8 protein-coding genes are annotated in these 13,316 nt (G+C 72.5%); 6 read left to right on the top strand and 2 right to left on the bottom strand.

Translation table 11 applies throughout. The annotated features are described in order from the left end of the window. Positions 1 to 178: 178 nt before the first annotated feature. The 3 genes from ACZ7DY_RS36035 to adhE all read left to right on the top strand — a co-directional run bounded on the left by ACZ7DY_RS36035 (position 179) and on the right by adhE (position 5,237). Complete coding sequence (locus ACZ7DY_RS36035; RefSeq protein ID WP_471143354.1) at positions 179 to 1,006, top strand: slipin family protein; 828 nt, start codon at positions 179 to 181, stop codon at positions 1,004 to 1,006. Positions 1,007 to 1,285: 279 nt separating this feature from the next. Further along, positions 1,286 to 2,365 carry a S1 family peptidase gene (locus ACZ7DY_RS36030; RefSeq protein ID WP_471143352.1) on the top strand — a complete coding sequence of 360 codons (1,080 nt, stop codon included), beginning with the start codon at positions 1,286 to 1,288 and terminating at the stop codon, positions 2,363 to 2,365. Between the two features lie 265 nt (positions 2,366 to 2,630). Then, a complete protein-coding gene (gene adhE / locus ACZ7DY_RS36025; RefSeq protein WP_471143349.1) occupies positions 2,631 to 5,237 on the top strand; it encodes a bifunctional acetaldehyde-CoA/alcohol dehydrogenase in 2,607 nt (868 codons plus the stop codon). Between the two features lie 15 nt (positions 5,238 to 5,252). On the opposite strand, the gene ACZ7DY_RS36020 is transcribed toward adhE, so the two are convergent. Next, a complete protein-coding gene (locus tag ACZ7DY_RS36020) occupies positions 5,253 to 6,401 on the bottom strand; it encodes an AAA family ATPase (protein ID WP_471143347.1) in 1,149 nt (382 codons plus the stop codon). Positions 6,402 to 6,458: 57 nt separating this feature from the next. Next, the gene (locus ACZ7DY_RS36015) at positions 6,459 to 7,502 is read right to left on the bottom strand and encodes an ABC transporter permease (protein ID WP_471143344.1); all 1,044 of its coding nucleotides are present in this window, start codon (positions 7,500 to 7,502) and stop codon (positions 6,459 to 6,461) included. Positions 7,503 to 7,663: 161 nt separating this feature from the next. Between ACZ7DY_RS36015 and ACZ7DY_RS36010 the strand changes: the two genes are divergently transcribed. From ACZ7DY_RS36010 to ACZ7DY_RS36000, 3 genes are all read left to right on the top strand, one after another. Further along, a complete protein-coding gene (locus tag ACZ7DY_RS36010; protein ID WP_471143341.1) occupies positions 7,664 to 11,122 on the top strand; it encodes a DNA polymerase III subunit alpha in 3,459 nt (1,152 codons plus the stop codon). Then, positions 11,119 to 12,114 carry a DNA polymerase Y family protein gene (locus ACZ7DY_RS36005; RefSeq protein WP_471143338.1) on the top strand — a complete coding sequence of 332 codons (996 nt, stop codon included), beginning with the start codon at positions 11,119 to 11,121 and terminating at the stop codon, positions 12,112 to 12,114. Before ACZ7DY_RS36010 ends, ACZ7DY_RS36005 begins: the two co-directional genes overlap by 4 nt. A gap of 173 nt (positions 12,115 to 12,287) precedes the next feature. After that, positions 12,288 to 13,151 (top strand): esterase/lipase family protein, encoded by an 864-nt coding sequence (locus ACZ7DY_RS36000; RefSeq protein WP_471143336.1) that lies wholly within the window; start codon positions 12,288 to 12,290, stop codon positions 13,149 to 13,151. Positions 13,152 to 13,316 lie beyond the last annotated feature (165 nt).

Here is a 13,316-nt window from a genome sequence, read left to right as displayed (position 1 = left end):
CGGCCACTGACCGCAGCCGGCAGTGTGTGAGCCCCCGTCCGGACCCCGGGCGGGGGCTCACTCCCGTCCACGGCCGGGACCCGCCCCCGCTCCCTGACGCCCCCTCCCTTTGTGTCCGGCGCGGGGCTACCTTCGAAGAGAACACCCAACACGCCCAATTCGGACCCTGGGGGCCGGCATGGTCGAGGAGCTGGTGGCGGCGGGAGCGGCCCTCGGGTCTGTCGGTGTGGTCTACGCGATGGCGGCGGCCCGCGTGATCAAACAGTACGAACGGGGTGTGGTGCTGCGCCTCGGCAAGCTCCAACGCTCCGTGCGCGGACCGGGGTTCACCATGGTCATCCCGCTGGTGGACCGGCTCCGCAAGGTCAACATGCAGATCGTGACGATGCCGGTGCCCGCGCAGGACGGCATCACGCGCGACAACGTCACCGTCCGGGTGGACGCCGTCATCTACTTCAAGGTGGTCGACCCGGCCGAGGCGGTGGTGCAGGTCGAGGACTACCGCTTCGCGGTCTCGCAGATGGCGCAGACCTCACTGCGCTCGATCATCGGCAAGAGCGACCTGGACGACCTGCTGTCCAACCGCGAAAAACTCAACCAGGGCCTGGAACTGATGATCGACTCCCCGGCCGTCGGCTGGGGCGTGCAGATCGACCGCGTCGAGATCAAGGACGTCTCGCTGCCCGAGGCGATGAAACGCTCCATGGCCCGCCAGGCCGAGGCCGACCGCGAACGCCGCGCCCGCGTCATCAACGCCGACGCCGAACTCCAGGCGTCCAAGAAACTCGCCGAGGCCGCCCACGAGATGTCCGAGGAACCGGCCGCACTCCAACTGCGCCTCCTCCAGACCGTGGTGGCCGTGGCCGCCGAGAAGAACTCCACCCTCGTCCTGCCCTTCCCGGTCGAACTGCTCCGCTTCCTGGAGCGGGCCCAGCAGGCGCTGCCACAACAGCAGCAGCCGCCGCAGCCGCCCCCCGCCGGAGGGGCGAGAACCGGACAGGACTAGTCCTCACAGGCTGACGACCGCTCCTTGCTCACGGTGTTTGCAACGGGAACCGACGTGGTGGGACCCGGCCTCGCCGACGGACCGGGAGCGCGCGGCCGCCCCGGGGCGCGCGACCTGAAGCAGACCTTGTGTGCCACGGGACGGCGTCGGAATAGTGGGCGGGGCCAAATTGACATGGACGCGGCTTCCGTGGCGCGGTACCTCCATGTCGCGCAAGCCTTACGACCCGTCAGGCCCCCACGCCAGGCGGGTCGTTCCCCCCACAGGAGGTCGTCAGTCTTGAAGCACCGACGCATACCCAAGCGGCGTGCCGCCGTGGCGGGCGCGGGCATCGCCGCGCTGGTCGCCGCGGGCATCACCTTCCAGAGTGCGAACGCGAGCGAGAACTCCCCGGCCCCCACGCCGGACGTCCTCTCGGTGGCGAAGGCCGGAAAGCTCGCCTCGTCCCTGGGCAAGGACCTCGGCGCGGACACCGCGGGCACGTACTACGACGCCAAGGCCAAGAACCTCGTCGTGAACGTGTTGAGCGAGAGCGCGGCCCACGCCGTCGAGTCGGCCGGCGGCAAGGCCAGAATCGTCGAGAACTCCCTGACCGAGCTGGAGAGCGCCCGCACGACGCTCGACGACAAGGCGGCCGTGCCCGGCACCTCGTGGGCGATGGACCCGGCCACGAACAAGATCGTGGTCACGGCGGACCGCACGGTCGGGGGCGCGAAGCTCGACAAGGTCGGCTCGATCGTGAAGAGCCTGGGCGGCAGGGCCGAGCTGCGGCGGAGCAAGGGCGAGTACAAGGCCTTCCTCGCCGGCGGCGATGCGATCTGGGGGAGCGGTTCGCGCTGCTCGCTCGGTTTCAACGTGGTCAAGGGCGGTGAGCCCTACTTCCTTACGGCGGGCCACTGCGGCAACGCCGTCAAGAGCTGGTCGGACTCCCAGGGCGGCGGGGAGATCGGCGCCACCGAGGAGTCGAGCTTCCCGGGCAACGACTACGCCCTCGTGAAGTACACGGCCGACACCCCGCACCCGAGCGAGGTCAACCTCTACGGCGGCACCCAGGCGATCAGCAAGGCCGGGGACGCGACGGTCGGCCAGAAGGTGACGCGCAGCGGCAGCACCACCCAGGTCCACGACGGCGAGGTCACCGCGCTCGACGCCACCGTGAACTACCAGGAGGGCCAGGTCGACGGCCTGATCCAGACCACCGTCTGCGCCGAGCCCGGCGACAGCGGCGGCGCGCTCTTCGCCGGTGACACCGCACTGGGTCTCACCTCGGGCGGCAGCGGCGACTGCTCATCGGGCGGCGAGACGTTCTTCCAGCCGGTCCCGGAGGCGCTGAGCGCTTACGGAGCCGAAATCGGCTGACCTGCCCGGACCGCTCGTGCCCCGCCCCCGGAAATCGGGGGCGGGGCCTTTTCCGTAAAACTTGTGAAAGTTTTCACAAGCTCGCAAGGGTCGAAAGTCCCGTGCCGAAAGGCCAGGTCAGAGCGGGTGAATGGAGAAATCCTCGCGCCCCTGGGGGACTTCCTGCCTGCTGGATCGGGCCTTATTCGGACCGTCGGGCGGAGCCTCCAGGTGTCGAATTGAGATGCACGGAAAAGGTCTCGGTCCCGACGAAGGAGCACCTGTCATGCAGGCCAAGGAGATGGTGGACCACCTGGTCACGAGGGCACTCGCCGCGCTCGGCCAGTTCGAGTCCTACGACCAGGAGCAGGTCGACCACATCGTCAAGAAGGCCTCTCTCGCGGCGCTGGGCCGGCACGGGGAACTCGCCCGGCTGGCCGTCGAGGAGACCGGGCGGGGCCTCTTCGAGGACAAGGCCGTCAAGAACCTCTTCGCCTGCGAACACGTGGTGAACTCGATGCGCGGCCTGAAGACCGCGGGCGTCATCTCCCGCGACGAGCTCAACGGCATCACCGAGATCGCCGAACCGGTCGGCGTCGTCTGCGCGATGACCCCGGTGACCAACCCGACCTCTACCACGCTCTTCAAGGCGCTCATCGCCCTGAAGACCCGCAACCCGATCGTCTTCGCCTTCCACCCGAGCGCCCAGCGGTGCTCCGCGGAGGCGGCCAGGATCGTACGGGACGCCGCGGTCGAGGCGGGCGCGCCCGCGGACTGCGTGCAGTGGATCGAGGAACCCTCGATGGAGGCCACCAGCCTGCTCATGCACCACGAGGGCGTCTCCACCATCCTCGCCACCGGCGGCAACGCCATGGTCAGGGCCGCCTACTCGTGCGGCAAGCCCGCGCTGGGCGTCGGCGCGGGGAACGTACCCGCGTACGTCACCCGAAGCGGCAAGCTGCGCAGGGCCGTTCACGACATCGTGCTCTCCAAGGCCTTCGACCACGGCATGATCTGCGCCTCCGAACAGGCCGTCATCCTGGATGAGGAGATCTACGACGAGGGGCTCGCGGAGTTCCGGCGGCTCGGCGCGTACGTCGTCACGGCGGCCGAGAAGACCAAGCTGGAGGAGTTCGTCTTCGGCACCACCGCGTTCGCCGGCAACTGCTCGGGGGCGCGGCTGAACGCGGATGTCGTCGGCAGGTCCCCGCGGTGGATCGCCGAACGGGCCGGGTTCGAGGTCCCCGAGGGCACCTCGGTCCTCGTCGCCGAGTGCGCGGAGGTCGGCGAGGGCGAGCCGCTCACCCGCGAGAAGCTCTCCCCGGTGCTGGCCGCCCTGAAGGCCGACACCACCGAGCACGGGCTCGAACTGGCGGCCCGGATGGTCGAGTTCCACGGGCTCGGGCACAGCGCCGCCATCCACACCGAGGACGAGGAGCTCGCCGAGGAGTTCGGCCGGCGCGTCAAGGCGGTCCGCGTCATCGTCAACGCGCCCTCCACCTTCGGCGGCATCGGCGACGTCTACAACTCCTTCCTGCCCTCGCTCACCCTCGGCTGCGGCAGCTACGGACACAACTCGGTGTCCGACAACGTCTCCGCGGTCAACCTGGTCAACATCAAGCGGATCGGACGGCGCAACAACAACATGCAGTGGTTCAAGGTCCCGCCGAAGATCTACTTCGAGCGCAACTCCCTGCGCCACCTCGGTGAGATGGAGGGCATCGAGCGCGTCTCGATCGTCACCGACAAGACGATGTCGCGGCTCGGCTTCGTGCGGCGCGTGACCGACATCCTCGCGGCGCGCCCCGGGCCCGTCGACGTCCAGGTCATCGACGACGTCGAGCCGAACCCGGAGCTGGCGACCGTGCGGGCCGGCGCCGCGCGGATGCGGGACTTCCGGCCGGACACCATCATCGGCCTCGGCGGCGGCTCGCCGATGGACGCGGCGAAGATCATGTGGCTGATGTACGAGCACCCGGAGATCGAGTTCGCGGAGACCAAGGAGAAGTTCTTCGACATCCGCAAGCGCGCGTTCAAGTTCCCCGGACTCGGTGAAAAGGCGCAGCTCGTGGCGGTCCCGACGACGTCGGGCACCGGCTCGGAGGTCACCCCGTTCGCGGTCATCTCCGACCCCGCGGCCGCGCAGAAGTACCCGCTCGCCGACTACGCGCTCACTCCGAACGTCGCGATCGTCGACCCGGTCCTGCCGATGCGGCTCCCCGCGACCGTCACCGCCGACTCCGGCTTCGACGCGCTGACCCACGCCACGGAGGCGTACGTCTCGGCGTACGCGAACGACTACACCGACGGCCTCTGCCTCCAGGCCATCAAGCTGATCTTCGGGAACCTGGAGCGGTGCGTCGTCAACGGCGCCGAGGACCCCGAGGCGCGCGAGAAGATGCACAACGCGTCGACGGTCGCGGGCATGGCCTTCGCCAACGCCTTCCTCGGCCTGGTGCACGCCATGGCCCACACCCTCGGCAACACCTTCCACATCGCCCACGGCCGCACCAACGCGCTGCTCCTGCCGCACGTCATCCGGCACAACGGCACGGTGTCCGGCAAGGCGACGCCGTGGCCGAAGGCGGAGGTCTACCGGGCGCCGGAGCGGTTCCAGGAGATCGCCCGGATGCTGGGCCTGTCCGCGGACTCCCCTCAGGAGGGCGTCGAGTCCTACGCCCGCGCCGTCGAGGAGCTGCGCGCCAAGTGCGGGATTCCCGGCTCCTTCCAGGAGGAGGGCGTCGACGAGACGGCCTTCATGGAGGCGCTGCCGCAGCAGGCGATGAATGCGTACGCGGATCAGTGCGCGCCGGCCAATCCGCGGATGCCGATGCTCTCCGAGATGGAGGCGTTGATGCGGAAGGCGTACTACGGGGACGGCAGGGACGCCTGATCCGCTCTGGCCGCCTCACCGCGTGGGCCAGTACCAGAGCGGTTCGTCCAAGAGGCTCTCCCGGCCCGCCACCGTCGTCCGGCCCGACTCCTTGACCAGTTCCATGGAGTTGACGTCGACGCGGTGGCGGGCCGCTCCCTTCGCCACCGCGTCGGCGAGCGGGCGGGCATGGGTGACCAGGACGATCTGTGTGTCCTTCGTCGCCGCGACGATCAGCTCCGCGAGCGGGCGCAGCAGGTCGGGGTGGAGGCTCGTCTCCGGCTCGTTCAGGACGAGGAGGGCGGGCGGTCGCGGGGTGAGCAGCGCGGCGGTCCACAGCAGATAGCGCAGGGTGCCGTCGGAGAGCTCGGCGGGGCCCAGCGGGCGCAGCAGGCCGCGCTGGTGCAGCCGGAGTTCGAACCGCCCGCCGTTGTCGGTGATCCGTACCGTGCTGCCCGGGAAGGCGTCGTCCACCGCCTCGTCGAGTGCCCGGTCGTCGCCGGTCTCGCGGATGGTCTGCAGGGCCGCGGCGAGGTCGGCGCCGTCGTGGGCGAGGACCGGGGTGCGGGTGCCGACGCGGGCGGCGCGGGCGGGCGCGTCGGCGTCGGTGCGCACGTGGTCGTAGAACCGCCAGGAGCGGATCAGCTCGCGCAGCCGCAGCAGGTCGGGCGCCAGCTGCGGGTCGGCGAACTCGCTCAGCATGCTGTCGTACGGCCGGATGCCCTGGGTGCGGTGCCAGCCGCCGTCGGCCGTGCGGGTGCGCACGGCGGGGCCCGCGCGGTCGCAGAGCAGCGCGGCGGGCCGCAGCACGGGCCCGGCCCAGGTGGACTCGCGCTTGATCTCGGGGTCGAGGGCGAACATGGAGGGGGTGCCGCCGGGGCCCGCGCCGCTGGACGAGGGGAGGCCGAAGTCGACCGCGTACCCGAACTCGTCGCCCGCGAAGCCCAGCTTCAGGCCCGCCGGCTCCGCCTTGCGCTCGCCCGCCCAGAGCGCGGAGGGCAGACCGCCCTCGCGGGCCAGGGCGGCGACCGCGCCGCCGCCCGCGGAGTCGGCGAGCAGGCGCAGGGCGCGGTACAGGCTGGACTTTCCCGTGCCGTTCGCCCCCGTGACCACGTTCAGCCGGTCGAGCGGGACGATCAGCTTGCGCAGGGAGCGGTAGTTCTCGACGGCGAGTGTGCGGATCATGCGCTCAAGCCTCGCACCCGGGTGTGACAGTCCCGCCGGTGAGCGGCCGCGCTCACCTCACGCGATGCCCCGGTAGCGGGTGCCGCTGAGATCGATCGAGCTGCTGTGCGGCGTCCTGCGGCGGGCGGAGAGCGCGAGGGTGACGACGACGCCGAGGACCGCCCAGGCGGAGAGGACGAGGAGCTCCCGGGTGACCGAGTTCCCCTCGAAGTACGCGATGGAGCGGGCCACCCAGGTGCCGGCGCCCGGCGGCAGCCAGGGCCCGATCGCCTGCCAGAAGGGCGGCAGCATCGGCAGCGGGAAGGCGCCGCCCGCGCTCGGGTTGCCCGCGATGACGACGAGGAGGACGGCGAGGCCGATGCCGACGATGCCGGTGAGGGCCTGCAGGGCGAGCGTGATCGCGCCGACCCCGAAGATCACCAGGGCGCCGAGGCCCCACAGTCCGAGGACGCTGCCGGGCAGGGCGCCGAGGATCGGCCCGATGATGACCGCGCCGCCGAGCCCGCCGACGATCGAGTAGAGCGCCATGGTGCCGAGCCTGATGACCGCGCGCGACAGGTTGGCGGCCCGGGAGCCCGCGCTGATGGCGAGGATCGACGCGCACAGATAGCCGCCGACGCACCAGCCGACGACCAGGTAGAAGGAGGAGAGCCCGTTGAAGTCCTGGTTCGACGCCGGGGCGACGTCGACGGTCTTCACGGTGCGCTTCTGTGCCGCGTCGACGTCGGTGGCGAGCGTGGTGAGGGCCCGGGAGAGCGCGGTGCCGCCGCCGGAGGCGACCAGGAGGGTGTCGGTCGTGCCGCGCGGGTCGACGAGGAGGGCGCCGTCGATGTCGCGGTTCTTGATCTGGCGGCGGGCCGCGGCCTCGTCCTTGAGGACGCGGGGGTCGAGCGGATCACCGGAGAGCTTCCCCAGCCGGTCGGCGGTCTGTTCGGCCGCGGGCCCCGGGGCGACGACCCCGAAGGGCACGTCCTTGGGTTTCGGGCTGTGCAGCGCCCCCACGTAGGAGGCGATGAACAACAGCTGCAGGGCGAGGACGCCGATGACGAGCAGGGCTGCTCGCGGAGTGACGGCGCTCTTGAATTCGTCGGCGAAGCTCATGCACCCCACGCTCGGGGGCCGCGGTCGTTCTCGCAGGTGGGATGGGCCGAACGGACGACGCCCCGTAATCGAACATACGTGTCGTACGTAAGTTCGAAACTGGTCTATGGTGGAGGTGGGGGATGTGAGATCGGATCGGTTCAGGGTTTCAGGAGGTGCGTGTGCCCGGGTTCACGCATCTGCACACCGTCTCCGGGTTCTCCCTGCGGTACGGGGCCTCGCACCCGGAGCGGCTGGCCGAGCGCGCCGCCGAGCGGGGCATGGACGCCCTCGCGCTCACCGACCGGGACACCCTCGCGGGAGCCGTCCGGTTCGCCAAGGCGTGCGCCAAGGCGGGCGTGCGGCCGCTGTTCGGGGTCGAGCTCGCGGTGGGATCGCCCGCCCCGGACCGGGGCGAGCGGCGGCGGGCACCCGTGCGCGGCGGTGCCTTCATCGACGAGTCGACCCCGCGCGTGACCTACCTCGCCAGGGACGGCGCCACCGGCTGGGCCGCGCTCTGCCGGCTGATCACCGCCGCGCACCGCGCCAGCGAGGGCCGGCCCGTCCTGCCCTGGCAGGAGAACCACGGCGAGGGCCTGACCGTGCTGCTCGGCCCCGCCTCCGACGTGGGACGCGCGCTCGCCGCGGGCCGCCCCGACCGCGCCGCCCGCCTCCTCGCCCCCTGGCGCGAGCGGTACGGCGACGCGCTGCGCCTGGAGTCCGTCTGGCACGGCCGCGAGGGCACGGGCCCCGGCTCGCTGCGGCTGGCCGCCCGCACCGTGGGCCTCGCCGCCGAACAGGGCGTACGGCCCGTCCTCAGCAACGCCGTCCGCTACGCCGACCCGGGGCAGGGCCCCGTCGCCGACGTCCTCGACGCCGCGCGCCGGCTCGTCCCCGTCGACCCGACCAAGGAGCTCGACAGCGGCGAGCGGTGGCTGAAGGGCGCGGACGACATGCTGGGCATCGCCGAGCGCGTCGTCGAGGCCGCGGGGTTCCGCCGCGACACCGCCCACCGCCTGCTCGACCAGACGCGGACGGCCGCCGCCGAGTGCCGCGTCGACCCCGAGGACGACATCGGCATCGGATCCGTGCGCTTCCCCGAACCGCGCCTGGTCGGCGCCGGACGGCGCACCGCACAGCGCGTCCTCGCCTCGCGGGCGGCGGCGGGCATGGTGCGGCGCGGCTACGACTCCCGGCGCGCGTACTGGGAGCGGATGCACCACGAGCTGGACATCATCGCCCACCACGGCTACGCCTCGTACTTCCTGACCGTGGCCCAAGTCGTCGACGACGTAAGGGAACTGGGCATCCGGGTCGCGGCGCGCGGCTCCGGCGCCGGCTCCCTCGTCAACCACCTCATCGGCATCGCGCACGCCGACCCCGTCGAACACGGGCTGCTCATGGAGCGCTTCCTCTCCAAGCGGCGGCACGTCCTGCCGGACATCGACATCGACGTCGAGTCGGCACGCCGTCTCGAGGTCTACCGCGCGATCATCGGCCGCTTCGGCACCGAGCGGGTCGCCACGGTCGCCATGCCGGAGACCTACCGCGTGCGGCACGCCGTGCGCGACGTCGGCGCCGCGCTCTCCATGGACCCGGCCGAGATCGACAGGATCGCCAAGGCCTTCCCGCACATCCGCGCCCGCGATGCCCGCGCCGCGCTGGAGGAGCTGCCCGAACTGCGGGCGGTCGCCGAGGAGTTGGGCGGCCACGACCGGCTGTGGGGGCTGGTCGAGGCGTTGGACGCCCTGCCGCGCGGGGTCGCCATGCACCCGTGCGGGGTGCTGCTCTCCGACGCCTCGCTGCTCGCCCGCACCCCGGTGGTGCCGACCAGCGGCGAGGGCCTGCCCATGTCGCAGTTCGACAAGGAGGACGTCGAGGACCTCGGCCTGCTCAAACTGGACGTGCTCGGCGTGCGGATGCAGTCGGCGATGGCGCACGCGGTGGCGGAGGTCGAGCGGGCCACCGGCGACGTCGTCGACCTCGACGACCCCCGCCAGGTCCCGCCGGGCGACCCGGCGACGTACCGGCTCATCAAGTCCACCGAGACGCTCGGCTGCTTCCAGATCGAGTCGCCGGGCCAGCGGGACCTGGTCGGGCGGCTGCAGCCCGCGACCTTCCACGACCTGGTGGTGGACATCTCGCTGTTCCGGCCCGGTCCGGTCGCCGCCGACATGGTGCGGCCCTTCATCGAGGCCAGGCACGGCCGCGCGCCGGTCCGCTACCCGCACCCCGACCTCGCGCGGCCGCTGGAGGAGACGTACGGCGTCGTCGTCTTCCACGAGCAGATCATCGAGATCGTGAACATCATGACCGGCTGCGGACGCGACGAGGCGGACCGGGTGCGGCGCGGGCTCTCCGACCCCGAGTCGCAGGGCCGGATCCGCTTCTGGTTCGCGCAGCAGGCGGCCGCCAGGGGGTACGACGCGGAGACGATCGGCCGCACCTGGGAGATCGTCGAGGCCTTCGGGTCGTACGGCTTCTGCAAGGCGCACGCGGTGGCCTTCGCCGTGCCGACGTACCAGTCGGCGTGGCTGAAGGCCCATCACCCGGCCGCCTTCTACGCGGGGTTGCTCACGCACGACCCCGGCATGTACCCGAAGCGGCTGCTGCTCGCGGACGCGCGGCGCAGGGGCGTGCCGATCCTCCCGCTGGACGTGAACCGGTCCGCGGTCGCCCACCGTATCGAACTGGTGTCCGAGCCTCGGCGGATGTGGGGGCTGCGGCTCGCCCTCTCCGACGTGCACGGCATCAGCGAGGCCGAGGCCGGCCGGATCGCCGACGGGCAGCCCTACGCCTCGCTCGTCGACTTCTGGGAGCGGGCCAGGCCCTCCAAACCGGTCGCCCAGCGGCTCGCCCAGGTCGGCGCGCTCGACGCGTTCGGCGCCAACCGCCGCGACCTGCAATTGCACCTGGCCGAGCTGCGCCGCGGCGCGCGCGGCGCGGCCGGGGCCCAGCTCCCGCTGGCCGGCGGGCGCGCGACGGCCCCCGCGGGCCTGCCCGACCTGGACGACGCGGAGCGGCTCAGCGCCGAACTCGGCGTCCTCGGCATGGACTCCTCGCGCCACCTCATGGGGGACCACCGCGCCTTCCTCGAGGAGCTGGGCGTCCTCGACGCCCGGCGCCTGCGCGAGGCCGAACACGGCGCGACCGTCCTGGTCGCGGGCGCCAAGGCCGCCACCCAGACCCCGCCGATCCGCTCCGGCAAGCGCGTCATCTTCACCACCCTGGACGACGGCACGGGCCTGGTCGACCTGGCCTTCTTCGACGACGCCCACGAGCGGTGCGCGCACACCGTCTTCCACTCCTGGCTGCTGCTCGTGCGCGGCGTGGTGCAGCGCCGGGGCCCGCGCAGCCTCAGCGTGGTGGGCGCCGCCGCGTGGAATCTGGCGGATCTGGTGGAGGTGCGCGAGGAGGGCGGTCTTGAGGCGGTGGCGCTGCGTCTGGCCGAGCCGGATGCGGGCGCCGCCCCCGAGGAGGGACAGGCCCCCGAGGAGGGGCGGAAGCGGGGAGGCGGGCGGCGCATCCGGATGGGCACGGGGTACGAGATGCACCCCTGGGCGGATCTGCGCCCGGCGGGCGAGGGCGCCGCGGGCGGCAACAGGAAGCTGTGGCACCAGAGTCAGGGGAGCGCGGGATGAACGACGGGACCACCACCCTCTACGTACGCTTCCTGCTGACGGCCGAGCGCGAGGCCGTGCTGCCCCGACTGCTCGCCCTGCTCGCCGAGTTCACCCCGCAGGTCGAGGCGCTCCCGCCGGACGCCGCGCTCGTCGACGTGCGCGGCGCGCGCCGGTACTTCCGGCGGGGGCCCGTCGAGCTGGCCGCGCTGATCCGGGTGCGGGCGCTGGCGCTGTACGGGGTGGAGTGCGCGATCGGCGCGGGCCCCGGGCCGATGCTGGCGCGGATGGCCGCGCGCGGCGCCGCCCCCGGGGTGACCCGCGCGGTGCCCGAAGGTCCGGACGGCGTACGGGAGTTCCTCGACGGCCGCCCGGTCGGCGAGCTGCCCGGCATCGGCCGCGCCACCGCCCGCACCCTCTGCGAGTACGGCCTGGACACCCTGGGGAAGGTCGGCGCCGCGCCCCTGTCCACCCTGCAGCGGCTCGTCGGCGCCCGCGCCGGCCGCGAGCTGAGCGAGAAGGCGCGGGGCGTCGACCGCACCCGGGTCGTGCCGAACGCCGCCGCCCGGTCGATGTCCGTCGAACGCCCCTTCCCGCGCGATGAGCTGGACCCCTTCCGGCACCGCAGGGCCCTGCTCTCCGGCGCCGAGGAGCTGGGCGTCAGGATGCGCGGAGAGGGGCAGGTGTGCCGCACGCTGACCCTCACCGTGCGGTACGCGGACCGCACCGGGTACGCGGCGCTCACCCGGACCAGGACCCTGCCCGAGCCGACCGCCCACTCCACCGCGCTGACCGCGGCCGCCTATCGCATGTACGAGGCGCTCGGTCTGCAGCGGGCCCGGGTGCGTGCCGTCTCCCTGCGGGCCGAGGGCATCGGTCCCGCCGAACGCGCGACCCACCAGCTGACGTTCGATCCGGCGGACGAGAAGGCCCGGCGGATCGAGGAGGTGGCCGACCGGGCCCGGGAGAAGTTCGGGCCGGGGGCGATCGTGCCGGGGACGCTGGCGGCGTGAGGCGCGGGCGCGCCGCCGCGGCAACCGCGCCGGTCAGCACTGGAACTTCTCCCGCCGCGCCGCTTCACTCTTCGGCTACCGGCGCGTAATTTGACGTGAGCACGGCATCCTGTCGATCCGGGTCACAGGGCGTATCCCCCCGCAACTCCCTTGAGCCGCAAGGAGATCACACGATGCTGCCCTGGAGACGCGCGCTGCGCGCGTTCGCCGCCGCCCTGCTCGTGACGGGCGCGGTCACCCTCGCCCCCGCGGCCACGGCGGCCACGCCGTCCGAGACGACCGCCTCGTCGAGCGGCTGGAACGACTACGGCTGCAAGCCCTCCGCCGCGCACCCCCGCCCGGTCGTCCTCGTGCACGGCACGTTCGGGAACTCCGTCGACAACTGGCTCGTCCTCGCGCCCTACCTGGTCAAGCGCGGCTACTGCGTCTACTCCCTGGACTACGGGCAACTGCCGGGCGTCCCGCTCTTCAACGGCCTCGGCCCCATCGACGAATCGGCCGGACAGCTCGACGCCTTCGTCGACAAGGTGCTCGCCTCGACGGGCGCCGCCAAGGCCGACCTCGTCGGCCACTCCCAGGGCGGCATGATGCCCCGCTACTACCTCAAGTTCCTCGGCGGCGCCGACAAGGTGAACGCCCTGATCGGCCTCGCCCCCGACAACCACGGCACCACCCTGCTCGGCCTCACCGCCCTGCTGCCGTACTTCCCCGGCATCGAGGACCTGCTGACCACCAAGACCCCGGCCCTCGCCGACCAGGTGGCGGGATCGCCCTTCCTGACCAAGCTCAACGCGGGCGGCGACACGGTGCCAGGCGTGCGCTACACCGTCATCGCCACCAAGTACGACGAGGTCGTCACCCCGTACCGCACGCAGTTCCTCGACGGCCCGGGCGTGCGCAACGTGACGCTGCAGGACCTGTGCGCCGTCGACGCCTCGGAGCACGTCGCCATCGGAATCCTGGACCGTGTCGCCCACCACGAGGTGGCCAACGCCCTGGACCCGGCACACGCGACACCGAGCACCTGCCTGTCCTGAACCGGACCCCCGACGCGCGAGGGCCGTCGCCTCCCCGGCCGCGGGGAGGCGACGGCCCACTCGGCGCCCGGCCCACTCGGCGCCCGGCCCACTCGGCGCCCGGCCCACTCGGCGCCCGGCCCACTCGGCGCCCGGCCCACTCGGCGCCCGGCCCACTCGGCGCCC

It is taken from the genome of Streptomyces sp. NPDC037013 (genome assembly GCF_055607265.1).
This window is presented reverse-complemented; position numbering and strand designations above follow the sequence as displayed.